25 protein-coding genes and 1 pseudogene are annotated in these 24,606 nt (G+C 56.7%); 7 read left to right on the top strand and 19 right to left on the bottom strand.

Annotated elements, in window-relative coordinates; all coding sequences use genetic code 11:
* Positions 1–47 precede the first annotated feature (47 nt).
* The 9 genes from fliN to fliF all read right to left on the bottom strand — a co-directional run bounded on the left by fliN (position 48) and on the right by fliF (position 9,456).
* Complete coding sequence (fliN, locus tag HPTL_RS11655; protein WP_197713831.1) at positions 48–518, bottom strand: flagellar motor switch protein FliN; 471 nt, start codon at positions 516–518, stop codon at positions 48–50.
* A gap of 95 nt (positions 519–613) precedes the next feature.
* The gene (fliM, locus tag HPTL_RS07735; RefSeq protein ID WP_119335474.1) at positions 614–1,663 is read right to left on the bottom strand and encodes a flagellar motor switch protein FliM; all 1,050 of its coding nucleotides are present in this window, start codon (positions 1,661–1,663) and stop codon (positions 614–616) included.
* A 17-nt stretch (positions 1,664–1,680) separates the two neighbouring features.
* On the bottom strand, positions 1,681–2,283 hold the full coding sequence (locus HPTL_RS07730) for a flagellar basal body-associated FliL family protein (RefSeq protein ID WP_119335473.1): 603 nt from the start codon (positions 2,281–2,283) through the stop codon (positions 1,681–1,683).
* 83 nt (positions 2,284–2,366) lie between these two features.
* Entirely contained in the window at positions 2,367–3,968 is a 1,602-nt protein-coding gene (locus HPTL_RS07725) for a flagellar hook-length control protein FliK (RefSeq protein ID WP_170141312.1), read from the bottom strand.
* A complete protein-coding gene (fliJ, locus tag HPTL_RS07720; protein ID WP_119335471.1) occupies positions 3,965–4,426 on the bottom strand; it encodes a flagellar export protein FliJ in 462 nt (153 codons plus the stop codon). The genes HPTL_RS07725 and fliJ overlap by 4 nt, the downstream gene beginning before the upstream one ends.
* Entirely contained in the window at positions 4,423–5,787 is a 1,365-nt protein-coding gene (fliI, locus tag HPTL_RS07715; protein ID WP_119336129.1) for a flagellar protein export ATPase FliI, read from the bottom strand. The genes fliJ and fliI overlap by 4 nt, the downstream gene beginning before the upstream one ends.
* A 22-nt stretch (positions 5,788–5,809) precedes the next feature.
* Positions 5,810–6,649 carry a FliH/SctL family protein gene (locus HPTL_RS07710; RefSeq protein WP_119335470.1) on the bottom strand — a complete coding sequence of 280 codons (840 nt, stop codon included), beginning with the start codon at positions 6,647–6,649 and terminating at the stop codon, positions 5,810–5,812.
* Between the two features lie 6 nt (positions 6,650–6,655).
* Positions 6,656–7,663 carry a flagellar motor switch protein FliG gene (gene fliG / locus HPTL_RS07705; RefSeq protein WP_119335469.1) on the bottom strand — a complete coding sequence of 336 codons (1,008 nt, stop codon included), beginning with the start codon at positions 7,661–7,663 and terminating at the stop codon, positions 6,656–6,658.
* Positions 7,660–9,456 carry a flagellar basal-body MS-ring/collar protein FliF gene (fliF, locus tag HPTL_RS07700; RefSeq protein WP_145981804.1) on the bottom strand — a complete coding sequence of 599 codons (1,797 nt, stop codon included), beginning with the start codon at positions 9,454–9,456 and terminating at the stop codon, positions 7,660–7,662. The genes fliG and fliF overlap by 4 nt, the downstream gene beginning before the upstream one ends.
* A 128-nt stretch (positions 9,457–9,584) precedes the next feature.
* Between fliF and HPTL_RS07695 the strand changes: the two genes are divergently transcribed.
* The 3 genes from HPTL_RS07695 to fliE are packed head-to-tail and all read left to right on the top strand — an operon-like array spanning position 9,585 to position 12,500.
* Positions 9,585–10,739, top strand: a complete 1,155-nt coding sequence (locus tag HPTL_RS07695; RefSeq protein ID WP_170141311.1) for a two-component system sensor histidine kinase NtrB — start codon at positions 9,585–9,587, stop codon at positions 10,737–10,739.
* Positions 10,732–12,162: a sigma-54-dependent transcriptional regulator gene (locus HPTL_RS07690; RefSeq protein ID WP_119335466.1), complete on the top strand. Its 1,431-nt coding sequence runs from the start codon at positions 10,732–10,734 to the stop codon at positions 12,160–12,162. Before HPTL_RS07695 ends, HPTL_RS07690 begins: the two co-directional genes overlap by 8 nt.
* 11 nt (positions 12,163–12,173) lie before the next feature.
* Positions 12,174–12,500 carry a flagellar hook-basal body complex protein FliE gene (gene fliE / locus HPTL_RS07685; RefSeq protein ID WP_119335465.1) on the top strand — a complete coding sequence of 109 codons (327 nt, stop codon included), beginning with the start codon at positions 12,174–12,176 and terminating at the stop codon, positions 12,498–12,500.
* Between the two features lie 74 nt (positions 12,501–12,574).
* Here fliE and HPTL_RS07680 read toward each other — a convergent pair whose 3' ends face one another.
* The 9 genes from HPTL_RS07680 to HPTL_RS07640 form a co-directional block, all read right to left on the bottom strand.
* Entirely contained in the window at positions 12,575–13,336 is a 762-nt protein-coding gene (locus tag HPTL_RS07680; protein ID WP_119335464.1) for a flagellar brake protein, read from the bottom strand.
* Positions 13,337–13,388: 52 nt separating this feature from the next.
* Positions 13,389–13,706: an EscU/YscU/HrcU family type III secretion system export apparatus switch protein gene (locus HPTL_RS07675; protein ID WP_119335463.1), complete on the bottom strand. Its 318-nt coding sequence runs from the start codon at positions 13,704–13,706 to the stop codon at positions 13,389–13,391.
* The gene (gene fliK, locus HPTL_RS07670) at positions 13,706–15,388 is read right to left on the bottom strand and encodes a flagellar hook-length control protein FliK (RefSeq protein WP_119335462.1); all 1,683 of its coding nucleotides are present in this window, start codon (positions 15,386–15,388) and stop codon (positions 13,706–13,708) included. Before fliK ends, HPTL_RS07675 begins: the two co-directional genes overlap by 1 nt.
* Positions 15,385–15,693: a hypothetical protein gene (locus tag HPTL_RS07665; protein ID WP_119335461.1), complete on the bottom strand. Its 309-nt coding sequence runs from the start codon at positions 15,691–15,693 to the stop codon at positions 15,385–15,387. Before HPTL_RS07665 ends, fliK begins: the two co-directional genes overlap by 4 nt.
* A gap of 9 nt (positions 15,694–15,702) precedes the next feature.
* Positions 15,703–16,119 carry a flagellar export chaperone FliS gene (gene fliS, locus HPTL_RS07660; protein ID WP_119335460.1) on the bottom strand — a complete coding sequence of 139 codons (417 nt, stop codon included), beginning with the start codon at positions 16,117–16,119 and terminating at the stop codon, positions 15,703–15,705.
* A gap of 10 nt (positions 16,120–16,129) precedes the next feature.
* A complete protein-coding gene (fliD, locus tag HPTL_RS07655; RefSeq protein WP_119335459.1) occupies positions 16,130–17,497 on the bottom strand; it encodes a flagellar filament capping protein FliD in 1,368 nt (455 codons plus the stop codon).
* A gap of 33 nt (positions 17,498–17,530) precedes the next feature.
* Positions 17,531–17,968 (bottom strand): flagellar protein FlaG, encoded by a 438-nt coding sequence (locus tag HPTL_RS07650; RefSeq protein WP_119335458.1) that lies wholly within the window; start codon positions 17,966–17,968, stop codon positions 17,531–17,533.
* 88 nt (positions 17,969–18,056) lie between these two features.
* Positions 18,057–18,989 carry a flagellin N-terminal helical domain-containing protein gene (locus HPTL_RS07645; RefSeq protein ID WP_119335457.1) on the bottom strand — a complete coding sequence of 311 codons (933 nt, stop codon included), beginning with the start codon at positions 18,987–18,989 and terminating at the stop codon, positions 18,057–18,059.
* Positions 18,990–19,069: 80 nt separating this feature from the next.
* Positions 19,070–20,578 (bottom strand): GGDEF domain-containing protein, encoded by a 1,509-nt coding sequence (locus HPTL_RS07640; protein WP_119335456.1) that lies wholly within the window; start codon positions 20,576–20,578, stop codon positions 19,070–19,072.
* A gap of 145 nt (positions 20,579–20,723) precedes the next feature.
* Between HPTL_RS07640 and HPTL_RS11210 the strand changes: the two genes are divergently transcribed.
* The 4 genes and pseudogenes from HPTL_RS11210 to HPTL_RS11205 all read left to right on the top strand — a co-directional run bounded on the left by HPTL_RS11210 (position 20,724) and on the right by HPTL_RS11205 (position 23,397).
* Positions 20,724–21,839: an ATP-grasp domain-containing protein gene (locus HPTL_RS11210; protein ID WP_145981802.1), complete on the top strand. Its 1,116-nt coding sequence runs from the start codon at positions 20,724–20,726 to the stop codon at positions 21,837–21,839.
* Between the two features lie 28 nt (positions 21,840–21,867).
* On the top strand, positions 21,868–22,167 hold the full coding sequence (locus tag HPTL_RS07635; RefSeq protein WP_119335455.1) for a transposase: 300 nt from the start codon (positions 21,868–21,870) through the stop codon (positions 22,165–22,167).
* Positions 22,110–22,520, top strand: a pseudogene (locus HPTL_RS11285) (IS701 family transposase); the annotation flags it as partial. The gene HPTL_RS07635 and the pseudogene HPTL_RS11285, both read left to right, overlap by 58 nt.
* Positions 22,521–22,641: 121 nt before the next feature.
* Positions 22,642–23,397, top strand: coding sequence for a methyltransferase domain-containing protein (locus tag HPTL_RS11205; protein ID WP_145981801.1), 756 nt, complete (start codon positions 22,642–22,644; stop codon positions 23,395–23,397).
* A 12-nt stretch (positions 23,398–23,409) separates the two neighbouring features.
* Here HPTL_RS11205 and HPTL_RS07625 read toward each other — a convergent pair whose 3' ends face one another.
* Complete coding sequence (locus HPTL_RS07625) at positions 23,410–24,588, bottom strand: DegT/DnrJ/EryC1/StrS family aminotransferase (RefSeq protein ID WP_119335453.1); 1,179 nt, start codon at positions 24,586–24,588, stop codon at positions 23,410–23,412.
* Positions 24,589–24,606: the final 18 nt, after the last annotated feature.

Genomic DNA, 24,606 nt, shown 5'->3' with positions numbered 1-24,606 from the left:
CGTTCAACGCTGCGCGGCCGGCAATCGGCGCGCCGGAGCAATCACGATCATCCGCCGCGGAGCTTACGCATCCGCTCCGCGGGGGTGATGATATCGGTGAGGCGAATCCCGAATTTCTCGTTGACGACCACGACTTCACCCTGCGCGATCAACGTGCCATTGACGAGCACGTCCATCGGCTCACCCGCCAGGCCGTCGAGCTCGATCACCGAGCCGTGCGCCAACTGCAGGAGGTTGCGAATCGGCATTTTGGTGCGGCCCAGTTCGACGGTGATCTGGACCGGGATGTCCATGATCATCTGAAAATCGGAGAGGTTTTCAACTTTCTGGTTTGGGCCGCCGAAATCGGGGAACAGCTCTTTCGCGGGTTTCGCGGCATAAGGGCTTTCTTCGGCAGACGCACCGCCTTCCTGTTCGGCAAGCGCGGCAGCCCATTCGTCGGCAAGCGCCGCTTCATCGACGCCGCCTTCGCCGTTTTTGCCTTCGGAAGCGGCTTCTTGCGCGGCCTGCTCTTGCATCGCCGCTTCCCAATCGTCCGGCGTGACCTCTTCTTCGCTTGCCGTTGTCTCTTGTTCCGGCTCTTGCGGGGTTTTGTTCTCATCGACCATGGCCTTTACTCCTCGGTGCTTTCGGCTGGCTCATCCACTTCCTGCGGCGTGCCGTTTGGCGGCTCGTCTGGCGGTTCCTCTTCGGCTACGAAGTGGTGGATTTTCACCGCATAGTGTTTGTTCCGCGTTCCGTAATGGCCCCGAATCACCGGAACGCCGTCGCTATAAACGGTAACCAGCTCCGGGATTTCGATCGGGATCACGTCACCGACGCGCAGATCGACCAGATCGCCCAACGTCAGTTGCCCGTGACCCAAGACCGCATTGAGCGTCACTTCGGCTTCGACAAGCCGCCGCGCTAGGTTCCGTGTCCAGCGCGAGTCGTGCGTCATCTGGTCGCTTTGCATCGTCGAGTAGAGGAGATCGCGTACCGGTTCCAGCATCGAATAGGGCCAGCAGACGTGGAGGTTGGCCTGGCCGACGCCCAGATCGAGCACGAACTGGGACGCGACGACGATTTCCGACGGCGTGGCGATGCTGGCAAATTGCGGGTTCATCTCGGAGCGGACGTAGCCGAGTTTGATTTTATAGACCGGCGCCCATGCCCGCTGGTAGTCTTCGAAGATGACGTTGAGGAGCCCCAGGATGATGCGCTGTTCGGTGGGACTGAAATCCCGACCTTCGATGCGGGTATGGAAGCGGCCGTCACCGCCGAAGAGGATATCGACGATGAGGAAGATCAGGTTGGGTTCCATCACGATCAAGCCGTTGCCACGAAACGGTTTGGCTTGAACGAGGTTGAGGTTGGTGGGGATCACCAGATTGCGCAGGAATTCGCCATATTTTTGGACGTGAAGCGCGCCGACCGAAACCTCGATGTTGCGGCGAACGAAGTTGAAGAGACCGACCCGAAGGTAGCGGGCGAACCGTTCGTTGATGAGCTCCATCGTGGGCATGCGCCCACGAACGATCCGCTCCTGGGTGGCGAGGTTGTAGGGGCGAATCCCCCCTTCTTCCTCTTCGGTGGGGGTTTCCGGCTCATCCTCCTCGCCGGTCACGCCCCGCAGGAGCGCGTCGACCTCTTCTTGCGAGAGAAATTCGGAGGAACTGTCCACGAAACCCCCCTGTGGTGTTACTGGATGATGAACGAGCGGAAGAGCACCGCCTGAACTGGGCCGCTGGGGCCCAGTTGCTGCATGTCACGCGGGCGCGGCGGGTAGCCCAGCACTTGGTTGATCGTGTCGCGAATGTCCATCGCCAACTCTTCCCGCCCTTTCGGTGTCGCAAGTTCGGAAGGCAATTTGCTGGAGAGGAGCAGATTGACGCGGTGGAGGATCTCCGGCATGAACTGCTTGATCGCCGCGTCGAATTGTTGGTCGGCAACGCGCAGCACGATCACTACTTGCAGGTAACGTTCGCCTTCGCCGGGTGCGAGATTGACGACGATGGGATCGAGCGAGATGAAAACGGGCGGCTTTCCGGGGTCGACGACGACGGGCGGTGGTGCGGCAGGGGCGTTCTGTTTGGCAGCCGGTTGCGCGTGTTCGACCGCTGCGGCCTCGTCGCCGTGGCTGTCACCCCCTTTCTTTTTGAGCAGCAGAAAAGCCATGAACCCCATGCCCGAAAGCAACAGGATGATCAAGACGATCAGCAAAATGATGACGAGTTTGCCTTTGCCCGATTTCGCCGGAGCCGCTTCTTGGCCATTTTCCTCTTTGGGTGCCTCTTTCGCCATGGGTTGCTCTCCTTTCGTCAGAGACCATCATAACCGAATTATCGCGCACCCGAAGGGAAAAAAGCGCCCGAAAAGCGGCGTAATCACGCCCATGCGTCAAATGCGTTGCGGCCAGCACGAACGGTGGGCGACAGCAGCGGCGGGCGGGACGATTCCGGCTGCATGGTGAGAACCGATGTGCTCAGCGCCGATTCGCTCGGCCAGGCGCTGCGTGCGTGTTGGGGGTTTTCCCACGGCGTCGAGCCGCCGTGATCGGCGCCGTTACTGGAAACGCTCGATTGGCCGAGCTGGATGCCGGACTGTTGTAAGAGCTCCCGGAGCCGCGGTAGTGCCTGGTCGAGCGCATCCCGCGCTGCTTGGGTCGCGGCGACGAAGTGCGCGGTAAGGTGGTCTTGGTTGAGTTGCAGCGATACTTCGAGTCTCCCCAAATGGGGTGGATTGAGTTGGAGTTCCACTTTATGCACCCCTTGTCCGGCGTGCCAGACGAGACGTTCTGCGGTTTCCATCGCCCATTGCGCCGGTTGGTTTAACGGGGAGCGAATCGTTTCGAATGCGGCGCGTGGCACCGTCGATGCACCGGGTGTCGCGAATGGGTTTTCAGCCAATCGACCATCCGCACGCGCCAGGGAGTCTGCATTCCCTGAGGCTTGCGTCAGGCGCTTTTCCAGCCCCAGTTTATCTTCGATCACGGTGCGCTGTGTCTCAAGCGCGTCAGCGGGCTGCGCATCGTTCGGCATCAGTGGCGCCGTCAGCTTTTCAATGCGCATATTCGGACTGTCAGCGGGTTTCAGAAGCGCCGAAAGCGCTGTGGGGGGCGCACCATCTCCGTCGCTTTGCCGCCACTCCCGTAACAGGCGTTGCCACAGCGGGGTTTCGGCAACGCCCGAGGACAAGGTCGATGTAGGTTCGGTATCGATGTCGAGGTTCGCGAGCCATTGCGCCAAACCAAGGGGCAGTGCGGGCACGTTACCAAGTACGGCAGCGCCTTTTCCAGGCAAGGCATTTTCTAGTAGCGCTGCAGCTTCACGCCACCCTTGCGCGGCTTCGTGCGCACGCAGCAGGGTCAGGAACCGTTCGCGCAACGCACGGTCGTCGGCAAAAAGTTGCGCGAGGGTTTGGCGCAGGTGCGCCATTGCGGCGTTGTTTTCGTTGGATTCACTGGGCTGTACATCTTGTACCGCAAGCGCTGCATTTTGCTGTTCCAGCATCTGCTGGATCTGTTTCAGGAGCGGCACGCCTTGCACTTCTGTTTGCGCAGAAAGCGCGGAAAGCATCGCGGCAAGTTTCGCCGCGCTGTCGTTGCTCGCGGCAAAAAGTGTCGCGCTGGCTGTTGCCGGTGCGTCCGGTTCGGAAGGTTGGGTCGATCCCTGTTGCGCAGTGGATTTATGCTGCGCAGCAATCCAGGTGGCGAGCCATTGCGCAAGCGCTTGTGCAAGTTGCGTCGAATCCGGGTTTTCGGGATTCGACGCTCCTTCGGGTCCGCTCGGTTCGGCCCGGTGGGTGCCAGAGTTGGCGCTGTTTTCGGCGTTCGGGGTGGCGCTTGTGCGTTTCAAGAGTTGCGCAAAAACCGAAAGGACATTTTCCGGAGTGGCTTGGCCAACTCCGCTCGATGCCTCACCGGCAGCAGCGCGGTTTCCTGGACGCAAGTTCTGGATCACAGGGCTTGTGGTTGCAGCGATACTCATCGGTGGGTTCCTCCCTTGTCGTGCGTGCGAATCGCACGCAGGCTTGCCCATTCGTCGAGCAATTTTTGTGCCGACTTCTCTTCCTGCGCTTTTTCGGCGGCGGTTTGTCGTGCGAGCAATAGGTCGAACGCTTTGCGTTTGCCCATCGCCGCTTGCCACGCCGCGCGGGCCTGCTCCACTTCTTGCGCGGCGTGCGCTACTGCGTCTGTTTGCAAGTTGATCGCTTGATCGAGCCGCGCCAGGAACTGGCGCAGGTTCTCAAGGAGCGCAAACGGGTCACCGCGCTCGAGCGCTGCACGGTACTTATCGCGATATTCGTCACGGAACTGTTCGAGCGTCTGCAGCTTCCTTTGCGCTTCGGCGCACGCCTGGTTCGCGGCGCCGAACCGTTGCGCAGCACGGGTTTCCGCTTCTGCCAAAAGGTCGCGGAGCGTCGTGAGGGTTTGCCGTTGGGTCATGCCAACACGTCAGCCAGTTGTTGCACGGTGCTTTCGAACGTCGCGCGTTCCCGCATTCCTTGTTGCAGGAAGCGTGCCAGTGCCGGTTGTCGCGCGATCGCTTCGTCGAGTTCCGGATCGTTTCCTTTCTGGTACGCGCCCACCGAGAGGAGGTCACGCGCGTTGCGGTAGCGGGACCAAAGCCTTTTGAAGCGCGTCGCCAGTTTGAGTTGTTCGGGGGTGACCACTTGCGGCATCGTCCGTGAGATCGATTGGTCGATCGCAATCGCCGGATAGTGCCCTTCGTCGGCGAGTTCGCGGGAGAGCACGATGTGCCCGTCGAGGATGCCGCGCGCGGCGTCGGCAATCGGGTCTTGAAGGTCGTCGCCTTCGGTGAGAACCGTGTAGAACGCCGTGATCGCGCCTTCGCCTTCTCGCCCTTGGCCAGCGCGTTCCACCAGTGCGGGCAAGCGAGCGAAAACCGACGCGGGATACCCTTTGGTCACCGGCGCTTCACCGATCGACAGCGCGATTTCGCGCTGCGCCATCGCGAAACGGGTAAGCGAATCCATGATCAAGAGGACGCGCAGTCCCTGTTCGCGAAACGCCTCTGCGATGGTCGTGGCATAGGTCGCGCCTTGGATGCGCACGAGCGGATTGGCATCGGCAGGTGCGGCGACAACCACGGCGCGTGCCAGCCCTTCGGGTCCCAGGATGTCGTCGATGAATTCCCGCACCTCCCGACCGCGTTCGCCGATCAGTCCGACCACGACGACGTCGGCGTCCGTGTACCGGGCCATCATCCCCAACAGGACCGATTTACCGACCCCCGTTCCGGCAAATAGGCCGATGCGTTGCCCAGAGCCGACGGTGAGCAATCCGTTGATCGCGCGGATACCGACGTCGATCGGTTGGGTGATCGGCTTGCGTTCGAGCGGATTGATCGGGCGGGCGGCAAGCGAGCGGGGCACGACGTCGAGGAGCGGACCGCGGTTGTCGAGGGGGCGGCCGTTACCGTCGACGACCCGGCCCAAGAGCCCAGTGCCGACCGGAAGGTGCTTGGCGCGGTCGGTGCGACGGCGTTTGGGATGAAGGATGCGGTCGGTACGAAGTGGCAATGGGGGGGAATCGGCAACGGTGATTGCAGCTCCTGGCATCGCGCCGTAGAGGGGTTCGGTGGGCATGAGGTAGAGCGTCTCGTCACGAAAGCCGACCACTTCGGCTTCCGCGCTGGCTCCATCGGCCAGTGCCACGCGACAGGTGGCGCCAACCGGCAAGCGGATCCCCTCTGCTTCGAGGATGAGGCCGCTCACGCGGGTGAGCTTACCGGTTGGGGTAAGTGCCGACGTCGTTTTGACCTCTTCGGTCAAGGTCGCCAGCATCTGCGCAAGCGGCGCTGCAAGCTCAATCTTCACGTCTGTCATCGGAGGGTTCCCAGGTTGCTGCTGTGGGGTAGAGCCGCGACACGATTCGACGCCAACGGCTCGCGACCGTACCGTCGATAAGGAACGAATCGCCCTCTACGCAAACGGAGCCGTGGGCGAGTTCCGGATCCGGGACGAAACGGACGGCTTCGGACGGTGTGAGGTTCTTTGTCACGAGGGCGTGATCGTCGGGGTGGAGTCTCACGGTGACGGGACGGCGCAATTCCGTTTCCAAAATCTGTCGGGTTACCGCGACGACCGATTCCGGTTGGGTTCTGAGGTTTTCCATCACCACAGCACGGGCGATTTCGATCGCGAGCGCCGTGACCGGTTCGGCGAGTTGCTGCGGCAATTGTTGGGTGGCTGCCGAAAGTTGGGTAACGATTTTCGTAAGCGCATCGGTTTGCGCCTCCCACTTGGGCGACCATTCGGCGTATGCAGCCGCTTTTCCAGCTTCTTGCCCTTCAGCAAAACCCGCAGCGTACCCTTCCTGGTGGCCCGCTTCGCGCCCTTCGTTTTCGCCTTGCGCGAATCCAGCCGAGTGTCCCTCCTTGAACCCGGCTTGGTAGCCTTCGCTTTTCCCTTGCGCGAAACCAGCGCGGTACCCTTCGTCGAACCCCTCTTTGCGTGTCGATTCGATGAGCGCTTCCAGGTCGCTCGCGGTCGGTAGGGACGATGAGTAGGGCGTTGCATCGGACGGGTGCTGGGACGGAGGCGCCACGGCGTTCCCGCCGGATCGCGCACCGCGTTCCGGTTCGTCGAACGAGGGAAGGGGCAGGGGCGGATAGAGGCCGCTGGCTTGGTGACGTTCGATACTCATACGCAATTAGAGGAACCCTTCGTCGCCCCCTTTGCTCGGGAGCATGATTTGACCCTCTTCGGCGAGTCGCCGCACCACTTTGAGGATCTCTTTCTGTGCCGCTTCGACTTCGGAGACCCGCACCGGGCCCCGGCTTTCGAGGTCTTCGCGCAACATCTCCGCAGCGCGTTGCGACATGTTCTTGAAGATCTTTTCGCGCAATTCGGGCGATGCTCCTTTGAGTGCCAAGACCAGCTGATCGTTCGCCACTTCGCGCAACAGCGTCTGGATGCTGCGGTCGTCCATCTCCAGCAGATTGTCGAAGACGAACATTTCGTCCATGATCCGCTGCGCGAGATCGGGATCGTATTCGCGCACCGCGTCCAGGACTTCGGTTTCGATCTGCGCACCGACGAAGTTGAGGATTTCGGCAACGTGACGCACGCCGCCAGCGGCTTTCCCCTTCGCGCTCGACGAGGCGTTGGCGAGCAGCTCCGAAAGGGCTTCGTTGAGCTCTTTGAGCGCCTGCGGTTGCACCCCTTCAAGGGTTGCGATGCGCAGGATCACGTCGTTGCGCAGCCGTTCCGGGAAGCGCTTGAGGATTTCACCCGCGAAATCGTAGTCGAGATGGACCAGGATGGTTGCGATGATCTGCGGATGTTCGTTCTTGATGAGGTCGGCGGCGGTACCAGGGTCGAGCCATTTGAGACTTTCGATCGCCCCTGTGTCGGATCCCTGCAGGATCTTGCCGATGATGTGGCTCGCTTTGTCGTCCCCGAGCGCCTGGGTGAGCATTTGGCGGATTTGTTCGGGATCGGGTTCGATCGGTGCCCCTTTCTGGAAATGGGCGATTGCTTCGTCCAAGAGCGCTTCGACTTCTTCCCGGGGTTTGGGTGGTAGCGAGGCCATCGCCATCCCAAGGGTCTGCACTTCACGCGGCCCCAGGTGCTTCAAGACGGCAGCGGCTTCGCTTGGCCCCAGGGTGACGAGCAACGTGGCCGCTTTTTCGATTGCCGGGTTGTCTTTGCCGCTCATGACTTCTTCTCCTCACCCTCGAGCCACTCTTTGATCAGGTTGGCCATCAGTTTCGGGTTGGTTTGGGTGAGCTCGCGCAGCGTCGCCAGTTTTTCTTCGAAGGGGTCGGCGGGGGTCAATTGCGACAGGTGGACGAGGGCATCAGGGGTTTTCCCACCTTCCCCGCCAACCAGGGTGCTACCGGATTGCGCAGTCGGTGCGCCACCTTGCGTTTCAGCAGTGGCGGCACCGCCTGCGGCATGGGAGGCAGCAGCCGTTCCCGCTTCCTCTTCGGTCTTTCCTTCGTCTTTGGGGGGTGCGACCGCGCGGAGCAACGGCCGGATCACCCCGAAGTAGATCAGGGTGAGTGCGATGACTACCGTGAGGAAGCGCAAGAGTTCGCGCACGATTTCGAGCATTTCTGGGTCTTCGAGGAGTTTTTGCCACCACGCGCGGTTGTCGGTCTCGGGTAGATCGGAAAAGAGCACGCCACGAACGGTAATGGTATCACCCCGGTTCGGGTCGAAACCCAACGCACTTTTTACCAGTTGTTCCAGTTGTTGCAATTCGGCATCCGACGGGATGACGACCTCTCCCTCTTTCGTCTTTTCCCGTTTCTGGTTGACGACGACCGCAACGGCCAGTTTCTTGATCGCGCCTTGCGCTTTTTGCACGTGTTCGATGGTGCGATCGAGTTCATAGTTGATCGTTGCGGACCGTTCGCGTTGCACGCCGGTAGCGCTGCCCGTTGGCGGGACTTCTGGGTTGGTGATCGGGGCGGTGGCGGGCACAGGGGGTTGGTTGGTGAGCGCGCCAGGAACGCCTTGAGGGAGTGCATCGTTGCCGAATTTTTCGTGGATCTCTTGGCTGCGGATCGCCTGATTCGGCGCAGGGTTGGGGCGATAGGTCTCAGCGGTCCGTTCGATGCGGTCGAAGTCGAGCTCCAACGAGACTTCGGCGCGGAAATTGGGTTTGCCGACGACGGGCGCCAAGAGCGATTCGATCCGCTCACGGTAGCGGTTTTCGAGTTCGTGGCGATAGGCCAATTGTTTGGCGCTGAGCGTTTGCGAGAGGGGGTCAGGCGCCATCGTCAACAATTTGCCGTTTTGATCGACGATCGAGACGTCCGCAGGATCCATGTTGGGAATACTGGAGGCGACCAAGTGGCGGATGCCAGCGATCTGAGTTTCGTCCAGGAAACGTCCAGGGCGGAGGTGGAGTACGACCGACGCCGTCGGTTTTTGCTGATCGCGCAGAAAACTCGTCCGCTTCGGGATCGCCAGATGAACGCGCGCTTGCGTCACCGCAGCCAGGGTGGCAATCGACCGGGCCAGTTCGCCTTCGAGTGCACGCTGGTAATTCACCTGCTCGGCAAATTGGGTGATCCCCAATTTTTGTTGATCGAGCAGCTCGAAGCCCACCGTTCCCCCTTTCGGAAGCCCTTGCGCGGCAAAGCGCAAGCGCAGTTCATGCACCTGCTGGGCCGGGACCAGGATGGTGCTACCGCCTTGCGCCAATTCGTAAGGAATGTTTTGCTGCTTGAGCTGCTCGACGATCGCGCCGCCGTCCTGGGGGTCGAGGTTGGAGAAAAGCACGGCTTGATCGGCGGGTTGAGACCAGAGCCAGACGCCGACCAGCATTGCGAGCGCGAGCGCCAGCGCTGAGCCTGCGGCCAATTTCTGTTGCGGGCTCCATGCCGCGACACGGTCGACGAAAGGTTGCCACGGGGCAGGTTTCGTTGCCGCTTCCGGTGTTCCCCCTTGGGCTGCACCGCCAGCCGCATTCAAACCGATTTCAGCGGTTGCTTCGGCCATGATCCGTTGGTCCTGTGACGTCTCTTTGTCATTATTGTCGTCGACTGCCACGCCCGGCAGCGGGCGAAAAAGCGGCAAAAGTCGCCGGCAATTGTTGCCGGAGTGTGCGTTCGGCTACAATGGCCGACATGACACAAGCACCAAGCGCCTTTTCTGTGAAACAGCCGGACGCCGCGGGTATGACGCCGGAACAGTTGGCTGCGGCGTTCGCGGAATTCATGCGTGCTTCCGACCGTCTCACCGCGGCGTATGCTCAGTTGGAGGCGCGCGCGGAACGGCTCACCGAACGGCTCGACGTCTTGATGCAAGCGTTGCCGGTGGCGGTGGTGGTGTTGAACGCCGAAGGGGAGGTTGTCGAAGCGAACGAAACGGCGCGGCAATGGTTCGGAACGGCGCTCACAGTTGGAACCGCCTGGCAGCGCTTCGCGCAGCAATTGCGGCCGACTGAAGCCCCTGACGAGGTCTTGTGGTCGGCGCCGGATGGGGAGAAACGGCTGACGCTCACCTGGTCGCAGCTCCCCGACCAAGGCGGGGAGCTCGTCGTGGTGCAGGATGTCACCGAGGCCACTCGGCTGCGCGAAGCGATGGCGCGGCAGGAGCGCTTGGCAGCGATGGGGGAGTTGGTTGCCGGGCTTGCCCATCAGTTGCGAACCCCGCTTGCTGCGGCGCTGCTGTTTCTCGATCATTTGACGACACCTGGGCTCGACGAAGCGCGTCGCATTGAACTGGCAGGGCGGGTCAAGGCACGGTTGCACCGTATGGAGCAATTGATTGCCGATATGCTGATTTTTGCCCGCGGGGGGCTGAAAGCGCGGGAACCGATCTCGCTCCCCCATCTTTTTACGCAGTGGTGGTCGACTGTCGAGCCCTTAGCCCAGGCGCAAAAAGTCGTGCTCGAACGGTTGTTCGCACCGCAAGCGGATGCACCGGTGGTGATCGGCGACGAACGGGCCCTTTTAGGGGCGTTGATCAACCTTGCCGAGAACGCCCTTGCCGTGCAACAAGGGCAGGCAGCGGCATGGGTGGGTCTGGGGGCGCGTGCGACTGCAGACCAGTGGGAAATCGTCGTTGCCGACCATGGGCCGGGCATTCCAGACGCTTTGCGGGCGCGACTCTTTACCCCTTTTTTTACGACGCGTCCTGATGGCACCGGGTTGGGTCTGGCGATCGCGCACGAAGTGGTCACCGCGCACGGCGGAACCATCGAGGTGCGTTCGGAACCGGGCGAAGGGACCACATTTATCGTTCGACTCCCTTGTACCGTGAGGAGCCGTGATGTCTGAGCATTCGCTCCCGATCCTAATCGTCGAAGACGACCCCGATTTGCGTGAAGCGCTGGAGCTGATCCTGACGGCGCAAGGGTATCGGGTGTTGGTGGCTGCATCCGGACCCGAAGCGCTCGAACTACTCGATCGCCATGCCGTGGCCATGGTGGTCACCGATCTCAAGATGGTGCCGATGGACGGGTTGGCACTGCTCGATGCGGTCCGGCAAAAATTGCCGCACTTGCCGGTGGCGCTCATGACCGCGTATGGAGACGTTCCTGCAGCGGTACGCGCGATGAAAAGCGGCGCGTGTGAATTTCTATTGAAACCGTTCGAAAGTCGGCAACTTTTAGCGGTGATCGAACGCTACGCGCAGTGGGGCGGCAGCGCCGTGGTTGCCGACCTGATCGCAGAGGATCCGAAAACCCAAGCGGTGCGCACGCTTGCCGAACGCGTTGCCGCAACCGACGCCACGGTTCTGCTCACGGGGGAATCGGGCGTTGGGAAAGAGGTGTTTGCGCGGCTGATTCATGCGATTTCCCTGCGCAAAACCGGGCCGTTCGTCGCGATCAACTGCGCGGCGATCCCCGAATCTTTGCTCGAAGCGACGCTCTTTGGTCATGAGAAAGGAGCCTTTACCGGTGCGGCCACGGCGCAGCCCGGAAAATTCGAGCAGGCGCAAGGGGGAACGATCCTGCTGGATGAGATTTCTGAAATGCCGCTCTTGCTGCAAGCGAAGCTCCTTCGGGTACTGCAAGAAAAAGAGGTCGAGCGCTTGGGCGGAAAAAAGGCGATTCCGCTCGACGTTCGGGTCATTGCCACCACCAACCGCAATCTGTCCGACGAAGTCGCGGCCGGGCGATTCCGGGAGGACCTCTTTTACCGTCTGAACGTGTTTCCTATTGCGATCCCGCCGTTACGCGATCGGCCCGCGGATATCGTTCCCTTGGCGCGCTATTTTCTTTCGCGCCTGGCTGCGGAATGGGGGCGGGTGGTTCCCGGGATCACCGAAGAAGCGGAACGAATCTTGCTTACTTATTCGTGGCCGGGCAACGTGCGTGAACTCCACAATACCCTGCAACGCGCGCTGATCCTTGCGCCGGGTAACGTGATCGACGGGAAGACGTTGCGCCACTGTTTGCCGAACGATGCCCCAGTAACAGACGGCCTTGATCCGGTAGAAAAACGCGCCACGCCCCAATGGGTAGCGGGCAAGCAGGCCGAAGGCGATTCCCTGCCGCGGCGTGATACCCGGACGAACGAAAATGGCCAAAGTGCGGTATCGTTACGGGATTGGGAGCGGGAACAAATCTTACGGATCCTTGCCGAAGAGGGAGGGTCCCGAAAACGGGCGGCGCAACGGCTGGGCATGCCCGAAAGGACGTTGCGTTACCGGTTGCGGAAGTACCGCGAAGCGGGGTTCGACGTCCCCGAAGCCTGAGGAGTCAGACGATGGACACCAACGCGATCAACCAATTGCTCGCTCAAATGCAACAGGCACAAGCGCTCGCGAAAGGGACATCGGCTGCGCAACAGCCAGAAGCGGAGCGTGGGACGACCGATTTTGCCCAAGTCCTGGACCAAGCGCTCAAAGAGGTGAGCGCGCAATCGGCCGAGGCGAAAGCGCAAGCCGAACGGTTCGTTGCGGGGGACCCCAACGTCAATCTGGCCGACGTGATGGTCGACCTGGAAAAAGCGTCCCTTTCGTTCAATCAAATGGTTCAGGTGCGTAACCGGTTGGTGAGTGCCTATCAGGACATCATGAATATGCCGGTTTGACGTGGGGCGCAGGTTTTCCGCGCTACAGGGCAGCTTACGAGCAAGGCAGCTGCAAACAACGAGCTAGGAACGTATCAGGAAACGCGATTGTCGTGAAGGCGCATTTCGCGCTGAACGGTAAAGATATAGCGCTGCAATGCTTTTTCGACAGCGGGTGGCAGGTTGATGAAGCGACACCCCGCTCGCTCCACGTACTGCCCCAGGCGGTTGGTGACGTGGTAGACGTTACGCACTTCCAAGGAAACCACGAGCGGTTCGACCGTAGGGATCACCAGAATCGAATCGTGAAAGATGTGACCCGGCACGACCTTCAACGAAGCGGGCGGGATGAGGATCGCCACACCGCCATTGCTGACGTCGAGCACGCGAAACGGGACGAGGTGCGGTGGCGCACCGGGCGGAGCGGTATTCACTTTACACACGACGTTGTGGGATAGTGGTACATGGACGCGGAAATATTCGCGACGCTGCAGCCGGAGGATTCCTGTTGGTCGTGGCGCTTGAAAGGCGCGCGTGCCTTGGTAATGCGCTAAACGCAACGATTCGACCGCGAATTGGGTCAATATGCCGTCGAGTTTTCCCTGGCAAACCGCCGGTTTTTCCACTACGCTTTGGTTGAGCGCTTCATTTTGGCTGAGATCGAAGAACAACGCGTGGTCCGCCAAGCCAACGATCTGGGTGGGCATCACATAGCGCTGCGCGACGAAAAGACCGAGGTTCGTCCGTTGCTGCCATAAGTTGCGCAAAATGAAATCGATCTCTTTCGGATGCGTGACGATGTGATCGGCGTAGCGATCGAAGTCGACCAAACGCAACGGTTCCTGGGTTGAACTCATGATCTTCGTGGTTGCGAACGTATCGTTATTGGGTGTTCTTGCCGCATTTATATCACAATTTGTCCATGATCCCTTTTTTCTGCTGCTCTACACGGTACACCCATGCCAAGAGTTCGGCAACCGTGACATAGAGCTCTGGCGGAATGCGCGCGTCCAGGTCGAGCCCGATCAGGAGCTTCAACAGCTCTGGGGATTCATGGACGAAAACTCCCGCTTCTTTGGCTTTCTCGATGATCTGTTGCGCGACGATCCCTTGACCTTTGGCGACGACACGGGGCGCATCGTCGCCCGGTTGATATTTGAGCGCAACCGCGGCGGGGCGGGAAGCAGCTTGGGAGCGGCTATCGCGGGTATCGTTTCGTTCGGCCATCAGACGGTTTCCGCATCAATAAACGGGCGCCACTCGATCTTCTGCACCGGAAGTTCGTCGCTTGCGAACGCCGCAAGCAGTTCGTGCATCCGCGCTTTGAGGAGCGTTGCCGTCTCTTCGGACGCGGCAGCAATTGCGACCTGCATTCCTTGCGGTGCGAACTCGACCCAGAATGCAATCTTGCCCAGCGTTTCCGAATCAAGCATCAGTTTGGAGCGCCATACTGGGGACGGCTCGTCTGCCTCGGAGCCGGAGTGGCGGCTGTCGCGGTTTTCGTCGCGGATCTCCCAGCGAACCTCGGTTCCAGGCCATGCAGAAAAGAGGAGGTCGACACGGCCAAACGCCAGCGCGTCGAGTTGTCGTTGGACGAGTGGCAGCAGACGCTCGGGAATCGGCGTTTGCGTTGAGGACGCGGCAGACGACTGACGCAGCGGTTCCTGGGCAGTTGTCTCGGTCGATGCCCCGGCTGGGAATGTTTGCGCGGTACCTGGAGCAGCGCGGGTTGAGGCGGCCGCTGGGTTGGTGTCCGCGTTGTCATTACCCAACTCCACACCCAAAAGGCGTTGGACCAATGCCAGGAGCTTGTCCGTAGGGGAGGTTGAGCGGGGTGTTGCGGCTTGAGCAGATGCCGCAAGCGGGGCAAACGCACTCGCGAGCGCCGATTGCATCGCGGTACGCTCCCGTTCGATCGTCGCCTCCTGACCGATAGGGACACGTTGGGTCTGAGGTTCGGCTTGCAATTCGGTAATCGGATAGTGGCCTTGGGCCCACCGTGCCAGATGGGATTCGTAAAAGAGACCAGATTGGCGGACGGTATCGGCAAGTTGAGAAGGTAAAAGCGGCGCGTGGGTTTGCTGGAGTCGGGCATCGACAGGGGATAACACCGAGCGGAGCGCCGTATATGGCGGTGGGTTTTCGGGCGTGTTTTGAAGGGCTGCCGAGAAGGGGTAGCGCGCCAAAGTGGGGGAAAATGATGGATTTTGTGCAGTGGCTTGTCCTGAAAGTGTGGGGCTTTCTGGTGGTGTTCGTAGCGAAGTAGGGGAGCTGCGTGCCGCATGCTGCGCGGCGGTAATCTGCGCTGGCGTGTGGGATTGCGCTGCGGGCGCTGCCTGCTGCGCGGCGCTAGGTTGTGCAGGCGTGTGGGCTTGTGCCGCGGGTGGTGGCGTTGCGGTTGGCTGAGGCGTGGTTACCGGATTGGGTCTTGCCGCGGATGAGGATGAAGGGGCGGCAATCGATACCGGAAGCGGTTTTTGGGGTTCTGCGGTCGTGATCAGTTGGCGAAGCAGCGCCGCGGTTTGTGAAAATTGCGTTTGCGCCGCTGGGTTGCTCGGGGGAGCATGCGGTGGCGTGCTCGGAGCGGGGGCAGACGCTTCTCGGGCCCAGACCTGGTTTCCTTCGCGGCGCATCACCACCAGTTCCAGCGTGTCACCCGCTTTCAGCGGACGATCCATCGCCAAGGTCATCTCTTGGTCTGCCACCAAGGCCAAGAAGGTACCGTTGGGCAGCGGCCGCTGAATAGTGGCTTGGAAACGTTGACCTTCTTGCAAGGCGCTCGGCAGTCCAATCGCGGTGGGACTGACCGGTGTGATGCGGTGTAGCGCCTCGACGCGCGGTGCTGTCGTTTCCGGCGTCAATTCCTGGCTGAAAAGACGGATGCGCGCGGCCAGATCTGGAGGGATCATCTGGGATCAGGAGGGAGAACGTTCCATGCGGTGAGTAGTTTGCACAGACTCTGATAAGCAGGGTCGAGGTGTGTGCGCGCTTCGTTCAGCGCCTCCTGTGCCGCAAGCAACGCGGTGCGGCGCTCCTTTGCATCGACGGATGGTTCGCTGCTCGCCCTGCGATCCGCTTCGATGAGTAGGGGTAGTTTTTTGGCAATGGTCTCCGCTTCTTCCCACGCGTTGCGTTCGAGCGCCTCCCGCAGCGCTTGGCAGTGTTCCGCTAGTGCATGATGTGGCGCGGTGTTTCCAGACGAGGCGTATGTCACCGTATATCCCTACGAGGTTGCGTAGGTCTTTTTCCGCGCTTCTTCAGGCATTTCGGCCCACGCGTCCCGAATGGTACGCAACAGGTTGGCCGCCTCTTTGAGCGGTGCAGCATTGTTGAGTGCGTTGGCGTGGGTGAGGCGCTCCGCGATGTAATCGTAGAGCGCAGCCAGACGGTCGGCCAGTTCGCCACCGGCCTCGAGATCCAACGCGGCCTTCAGACCTTCGATGACGATCGCGATCGCTTTGTTGATCGCAGCTGCGCGTTGTGGAATATTGCGTTGTTCGATCGCCACTTCCGCTTGTGCGATGGCCATCAGCGCGCCATCGAAAAGCATCAGGATCAAGCGATGCGGGTCCGCCGTCTGGACGGCGGTTTCGAGGTCGACCTGCTGGTAGGCGCCGACACCGGTATTGCGATTGAGCATAATGCGGTTCCTAGCCGTTGTTATTGAACCGCGCCAATTGCTGCGTCAGGTAGATGCCGGTTGCGTTCATTTGCCCGACGATGCCATCCATTGCGTTGAATTGGCGCAAATACATCTCCTCGATGCGAGCCAGACGATTCTGCAGCGCTTCGTTCTGTTTGTCAATGAGCTTAACCGACTGCTGTAGCCCCTTCACCCGTAAGTCGATGAGTCCGGAGCTTTTGATATAGTTTTCGGCAAGTGCGGCGCCACGCGTCGAAAGCCCCTCGGTGCTGCCCACCCCTGCAAAGAAACTCGCTACATCCCGCCAATAGTTGGTGAGGGCGTCGGTGAGTATGCTGTCATTGACTTTCATCCGACCGGTGCTGTCGAATTCCACTCCAAAATCATGCAACCGGCCAAAGGCGCCCAACCCCGCGATCTCTTGTCCAAGCACTTGCCGTAACTGGTTGCGTAACCCCCTCAAGCTCGCATCCCCATAGAGGGCGCCGGGGCTCTTCTTCTCGGCGTCATAACCGCCCAGGGTATCGATCTTCGTCATCAGACTGTTGTAGGCATCGGCAAGTTTTTTGATCGCGTTTTTCGCCGGATCGAGATCCTGCGTGACAGAGAGCGTTTTGCTTGTATTGGAGGCGCCTGTGAGCGTTAACGCGACGTGGTCGATCACGTCGCTGATCTGGTTGCTGCTGCGGGTAATGCTGATTCCGTTGACCGTCAACTGGGCATCTTGGGCGCTTTGCACACGATAGAGTGTGCTGCTCGAGTTGGTGGGAAGAGTGTTGGGGTCGGAGAAACTGAGTCCCGCAAGCGCTCCAGTGCCGGTGAGGGTAAAAGCGTTGGCTGCACCGGTCTCCTTGCTGGAGAGAACAAGCTGGTTCACTCCGCCGTTGTTGATGATTGTCGCCGTGACGCCGGCATTGGCATTGTTGATCTGGTCGCGTAACTGTTGCAGCGTGGTGCCGCTAGCCACATTGAGTGAGACAGTGTTACTGCCTACGGTAATTGCGAGGGTGCCACCGCCAGAGGGGTCGAATTGGGTCGTGGCACTCGTTGCTACCCGCTGCTGGGTAGCGAGCTGCTGCACGGAGATATCGTAGAAGCCCACCGCAGCACCGGCTTTCGCTACTGCAGTGAAGTCGGCGTTTGCGGGAACTGTGGCTTTCGTTGCGCCAAAAGTTTCGCTTTTGCCGAGCGCTTCGAGCGCCGTTTTGAGTTCAGCAATTGCCGACTTGATCTGGCCAAATGCCGAAATCTGGTTTTCCAGTTGGGTTTTACGGTTTTCCAGGCGGGTCAGTGGTTGCCGTTCGATCTGCATTATTTGGGCAACAAGCCCTTTGATGTCGAGCCCAGAGCCAATTCCGGTTGCTGTGATGGCCATCGCGCACCTCCTTTGCCGTGCGGCAGAGTTTGCTTACGCTTTTTCGCGTACCAGCAATCCTTGCAGTTTATCCAGTGCTTTGGCGATTTCCAAGATCTCTTGCGGCGGGATCTGCTTGATCACCTCTTTCGTGTTGCTATCGATGATCTTGATCACCAGTTTTTCCGTATCTTGGTCGATTTGAAATTGTAACGCGCTGTTGAGCGCTGAGACGGTTTTCTGCACCTTTCGTACGGCATCTTCGACGGTTCGCTGATCGAGTGGCGCGTTGGGCTGTGGCGCGGTGGCCTGCTGTGGCGCGGTGTTGGTTGCCCCCTGCTGTGGCGTTGGGCGTTCCGTACCCGGAACCGCACGGTTTTGGTGCAGATTCCTTTCCGTCTCCGTTGCCCGAACAGCAGGCGGCGGCGTGACATCGCGAACCATCTGCGTCGCGCTCTGTTGCGGTAACGATACCGTGGGCGTAGTGCTCATCGTCGTCTCCTCATGGTCGATAGGCGGCGCGCGCCAGGTCTCCCTCGCGCCGCCGCCTTAGCCCTTACCCGAATGTTACGCGGTTTGCTTAGCGCAACAGACTCAACACGTTTTGAGGCGCCGCGTTCGCCTGCGCGAGCATCGCGGTACCCGCCTGCTGCAGGATTTGCGCGCGCGACAGCGCGGCGGTCTCTTGCGCGAAATCGGCGTCGCGGATGCGGCTGCGCGAGGCCGAGAGATTTTCGATCGACACTTGCAGGTTGTTGATCGTGGCCTGGAAGCGCGATTGCACTGCACCGAGCGTAGCGCGGATGTCGTTCACCGTTTTGAGCGCCGCATCGACTGCGCTGATCGCCGAAAGCGCGGCATCGACCGCTGAGATGGTGATTGCCGAGCTGGTTGCCGCGGCAGACCCGCCCGCAATCGCGGAACCCACATTACCTGAGGAGAAGATGCTGAGGGCATCAAAGCCAATCTTGTCGGAAGCGGTGATCGTGCTCGCGCCGCCCGCCGTATAGACGCCGTTGGAATCAAACCCCGATGCGGTGGTTGTCCCGGAGAAATTGGCCCCCACTTGGAAGACGAACGCGGCAGCACTCGTTGCCGCCGAAAGAACCTTCACGCCGTTGAATTCAGTATCCCGACCAATGCGCTCGATTTCGAGCTGCAGTTGGCGGAATTCTTTCTGCAGTGCATCGCGGTCGGCAGTGGAATTGGTCGCATTCGCCGATTGCACCGCGAGATCGCGCATCCGTTGCAGAATATCACCGATCTGCCCCAGCGCCCCTTCGGTGACCTGCGCCATCGAGATCGCGTCGTTGGCGTTCCGCACTGCAACGGTCATCCCGCGAATCCCCGAGGTCATCCGTTCGGAAATCGCGAGCCCCGCGGCGTCGTCTTTCGCGCTGTTGATGCGCAGACCCGAGCTCAACCGCTGCATTGCAGTCTGCATGTCGAGCCCTGTTTTGTAGAGGTTGCGTTGTGCGTTGAGGCTCATGATGTTGGTGTTGATCACGCTCATGGCTAGCTCCTTTCACTTGTAACTCGTTGATCTCAAGCCGTCAGACTTTGCGTGTGTTAACGACGCAACGAGAAAAAGCTTTAGGGTTTTTTGACGATGACACGGTTCTTGCCGCTGCGTTTGGCTTCGTACATCGCGGCGTCGGCACGCGCAAGCACCGTCTCTAACGCTTCGCCCGGCAAAACAGGAGTGACGCCCGCGCTGAAGGTGATCACGCGGTGGTTGTCGCCGTAGAAGAAGAGTTCGCGGGTGAGCGCGCGTTGCAGACGCCGGATGACCTCGGCGGCCTGGTCGAGCGGGGTATCGGGAAGCAGCAAGACGAACTCTTCACCACCGTATCGACCGACGATATCTTGCGCGCGCAAATGGGTACGCGCCATCCGGGCCAGATAGACGAGCGCCTCGTCGCCCGCTTGGTGTCCCAATGTATCATTGAGTTGCTTGAAATTGTCGATGTCCAAAAGTGCCGCGCAGAGGGGCGAACCCAACCGTTGGGCTCGATTCGCTTCGCGCGCGAAACTCTCCTCCAGACCACGCCGGTTCAGAAGCCCCGTAAGCGGGTCGCGGGCCACTTGCGCACTTAATGCGGCAATTTGTGCTTCCAGCGCTTTGACCCGCGCGTCCGCTTGCTCGGCCTGGGCTTTCGCCGCAGCCAATTCACGGTGCGAGCGGCTCATCTCCTGATGCATTGCCCGTGTGTCTAGGAGAAGCCGTTGCAGCAGCGGCGAGACTTCAGCCAGGTCCGATGCCTTTTCGATGATATCGGCGGCTGCTTCCAACTCTTTCTGATAATCGGCGGAAAGATTGGTCACGCCGGCGATTTCGTCGAGAAAATGGGCGATAAGCGACTTGAGTTCCGCTTCTGCAGCACGGCGCGCGGTAACGATCTCAGCCTGACGATTGAGCGTGGCTTCCAGGCGAAATTCAGCTTCGCGCAATCGCCCAAGGTCAGCTTGCGATTGGGGGCTTTCGGGGAGGGCTTGACGCAGCAGTTCGATCTGTCCGGTGAGCCACTCCGGATGGGGAGTGAAAAGCACGATATTGCGCAGAATCACGTCAAGGAGATGGACCAGTTCGGCGATCAGAACGGCGGCGTCGTCACGAGCCGAATCAGTGCCATACGAAGGAACCACGGTTTCGCGCGAAGGGGGTTCGAGTTCAGCAGATCGCCCGGATTCCGGAAGTGGAGCGGGGGTAGGCGGAGCGACTTCTGGCGCGTTCGCTTCGGACTCGTTTTCACCGACAAAATCGGCATCGCGGGTGGGCGCCCGTTTCCACGCTTCTACCAGGTTACTGAGCCGCTCGAAAAGCCGTTCGGGGTTTTTGGTGGCGAGCACCCGCTCCAGCGATCGGCGCTTCATCTCTGTGGTCCACTCGCGGTGGGGCAGCTCCCAGGCGGCGATCAGACGGCGGACAAGATCGTTCCAGGGGAGATCCAAGAGCTTTTGGAACCGCTCAGGTATGGGCTCAGGAATGCCCGCAAGCGCACAGTACATCCGAGTAAAATGCTCAGGCGTGGGCGGTAGGCGCTTTTCGGCTAGTCTGAGGAGCGTTTCTTTAGCGAGTTCGGTGGGGTGCTTCAGGAGCATAGAGGAGAGACTCTTGCAAACGGTTCCAGAATCGCTATTATATTGTGCAATGAGCTTCAAAGTGAATCACAACTTGCTTGCAGCTGTTCATAGTCGAATGGCTGATCTACCAAATGAGTCGATAGCAAGATAACGGCTTGAACCGATGACATTTATAAATAAATCAATATGCTTTTTGGTGTTTAGTGGCTATAATGAGCGTGCTGTCTGGGCGTTGTGTCGTTTTTTTTCTGAAAGAAAAATAAGCTTTTATATTGTGGCACGCGATAAGTACGATCGTTTGATTTATAGTCCCTGGTCGGAAAGAATAGTTTTAGTAAGATACAATAAGGATTTGAATATTAAAATTTTTAAAAAAATTGTTGAGAGAATTAAAATAAAAGAGAAAGTAGATAAGATAATTTACTGCCCTACGACTGAATTTTTAAATAAATTTGTTTTAGACAATAGAGAAGAGTTGGAGTATCTTGATATTAATGTACCATTGCCTGAAAGAAAAACTTATTCTCTTCTTACGAATAAAATTTCAAATACTGCTTTTTTTGAGAAAATAGGAATTGAGTCGCCAAAAATATATAGTTTGAAAGATGCCATCTTGTTGGAAAAGTGTGTTTTTAAACCGCGTAAAAATATTGTCAACAACAGAACGCTATATCCCATTATTTGCTTAACAAAAAAAGATATATATGAGTCCCGAAAAAAAATTAATGAGAAAATATGGTTTGTTCAAGAATTTATCAAGGGTCAAAGTTTATATTTGTGTATGTATGTAAGAAAAAACGGTCTCTTTTGTTACTTTTGGCAGGCAAATTTGTTGCAACAACCTAATGGAAAGTCTATTGTTCTAGCAAGATCAATAGACTCACCAAAAGTTGTTAGTGAGAATTTAATTGCAGATTCATTACATCAGTTAGGTTTTTATGGCCCAATTATGATTGAATTTATCATAGATGAAAGCGGAGTTCCTAAATTTATTGAAGCAAACCCAAGATTTTGGGGGCCATTGCAGCTTGCAATTGATACATGTCCGCAAATAATAAATAATTTTATTTTTGAGTCGATTGAAGGAGAAGATTCATATACTGATGCTGATGAATTATGCTCTCCTCTCAAAATTAACTGGTACGCTTGGCATGATGAGATTGTTAAGAACCTTTCTATTTTAAAAAGATATCCATTGGTAAATGATTTGACTGATGAGGAAATAATTAAGATATCGCAATACTGGGATGTTTATAGCGGAACTAAATATAATAGATAGTTAATAGATAGTTTGGCTGTGTCAATAAATGCTACACTGCCAGTTGTTTGATTTATCCCGAAGGAACGCCTCGATGACGCTGGCTGACGAACTGGAATGCTACCTTACGCAAGTAGCTGGGGTGCTGGGCCACGCTGATCGACACGCGGGGCTGAAGGACTACGGCCGGGGGCTGCTTTTGCCGATTGCGCGTAAGAACATCGAACCGATTGCCGCGTACCTTGACCCTGAGCGGGTTCAAGCCAAGCACCAGGCGCTGCACCACTTTGTGGTGAAAGCGCACCGAGCCACTACTTTCTCTGCACCCTGCCTCAAACCTACGCATTGACGCAGCTGGTTCATACCGCCAAGATGCGCTGGGGCATTGAGCGTGACTATCGCGAGCTCAAACAAGAAGTGGGGCTTGGCCACTACGAAGGGCGCAACTGGCGTGGGTTTCACCACCACGCTACGCTTACGATCGCCGCCTATGGGTTTCTGCTTTTGCAACGACTCAAGGGCTGGGATAAAAAAAACGGTATCCTCCCAGAGGCGCCTTCCTTACCCCAAGGGTACCTCCCACGAGGCAAGCGCAAGAGCACAACGCCACGTACCCGACTCGATCGCAACGATCCGTCATTGGATTGCGCAACACATCGCCCGAGCGCTTGCGCGATGTCCGTGTTGCGGCAGAGCGCGTAGGTAGGGGGTGGGGAAGTCAAAATTTTTTTATGACACAGTCAAAGTAGAAGGCGCCTTTGCTATTGGCAGAAAAATGATTTTTTACTTAGCGTGGTTCGAGTTTTATTACAAGGATCTGTAAATGTTACCATCTAAATGCGTAGATTTTCTTTATTCAGGGTGTCATGGTAAACACGGCAACTACCAGATGCTGCATCCTATTTTGCAAGAAAAGTTGAAAATAAATCACCGCTTTTCCAAGTTTGAAGCGGAAAGATTTCAATTAATGGATCAGTTTGGTTTTTTCCGTGGCGCAATTGTAACTGATATTGGAGCAAATATTGGTTTTTTTTCGCTTTCATGCATTGAGTCAGGCGCAAAAAAGGTTATTGCATATGAAGGTTTTGAGTATCATGCTAAATTTTTAAAATGTATTGCTGATGAACTCGGTCTTAATGATGTTCTTGAGGTAAAAAATGAATATTTTTTGTTCGATAATAAAAATATTCAAGACCATCCAGTTGATATAACTCTATGTCTAAACGTTCTTCATCACATTGGCAGTGATTTTAATGAATGCAATTCCAGTGAGGAGGCGTTGCAGATGATTCAGAAGTCTCTACAAAATTTGTCATTTTATACGAGACGTTTATGGTTACAACTTGGTTACAATTGGAAAGGAAACAAAAACCTGCCACTTTTTAAAGAAGGAACTAAATCTGAAATGATAGAATTTGTTTATAGAGCAACCGAAAAATACTGGAGTATTGATTATATTGGTATATATGATCCCAGAAGTGGAAAATTCGAGCCAGAATCGATTCAAAATTTAACTCGTTTTAATGAAATTGGCGAGTTTTTAAATAGACCAATTTTTTTGCTTAAGAGCTTAAAGTAATAAAATTTAATTTTAGAAAATCTTATTAGATGTGGCGATTTTTATGACTGAGCAGATTGTTTCTATCATTGATTCTGATAGATGATATCCGTTGGGTAACACAATAACTCTTTTTGCTACGTCGTTTGTATTTTTCAAAAATCGATTTGCATCTATATATAGATTTCGATACGGCTTCATATTGTGACAGCCGGGCCAAAAGTATTTTCTTGCTAGTATATTTTCGGCATGTAATATTTTAATTATATCATCACGAGTTGTTGGAGACTGTTCATCGACTTCTATGACAATATATTGATAATTGTTGTGCTCAACTGAGTTATATCTTATCATACTGATAAAGGGTATGTCTTCAAGATAACGGAGATAAAGGTTGTAGTTTCTTTGATTTGTCCGTATTAAATCGTTAATTGCCATTAAATTTGAAATACCCATAGCAGCAGATATTTCGGGTAATTTTCCGTTAGTGCCAATATGATCAACTTGATCGTAACCGGTAAAACCAAAATTTCTAATTAAGCGAATTTTGTCCGCAAGTTGATCATCATTTGTTAAAATTGCTCCCCCTTCAAAAGTATTGAAAAATTTAGTAGCATGAAAACTAACAACTTCGCATCGTCCAAAATTTCCAATCATTGTTCCACGGTAAGAACATCCAAAAGCGTGCGCTGCATCAAAAAGCAATTCCAAATTGTAGCATTCTGCGATTTCTTGTAATGCTTCAATATCGCATGGACGACCCCAAAGATGAACTGCTAGTATGCCAGATGTTTGTGGGGTGATCATGCTGCGTACTGAATTTGGATCAAGGCAGTGAGTTTTCGGATCTATGTCTGCAAACACAGGCGTTAGCCCAAGCCAACTCAGGGCGTGAGCTGTGGCTATAAAGGTAAACGATGGTACAATTACTTCACCCTTTAACTCCAAGGCACGAATTGCAATTTCTAGAGCAATTGTACCGTTGCAAAGTGCAATACAGTGTTTGACACCGAGGTATTTAGAAATTCTTTGTTCAAGCTCTTGAACTAAGGGGCCATTATTTGTAAATCGACGGCTATCAAGTATTTTATCCGCTAGTTTCAAAAAAAGTTCTTTATTGCCAATGTTAGGGTATCCTACATGGATTGGTTCTTGAAATGCAGGCGATGCGCCGAAAATAGCTAAATCTTTTTTTTTGCCTATCTTTTTCATTATGATTTTCTCTCTATT

Source organism: Hydrogenophilus thermoluteolus, from assembly GCF_003574215.1.
GTDB lineage: Bacteria > Pseudomonadota > Gammaproteobacteria > Burkholderiales > Rhodocyclaceae > Hydrogenophilus > Hydrogenophilus thermoluteolus.
Note: the sequence above shows the minus strand (reverse complement) of the source record. Positions and strands in the feature narration are given on the sequence as shown.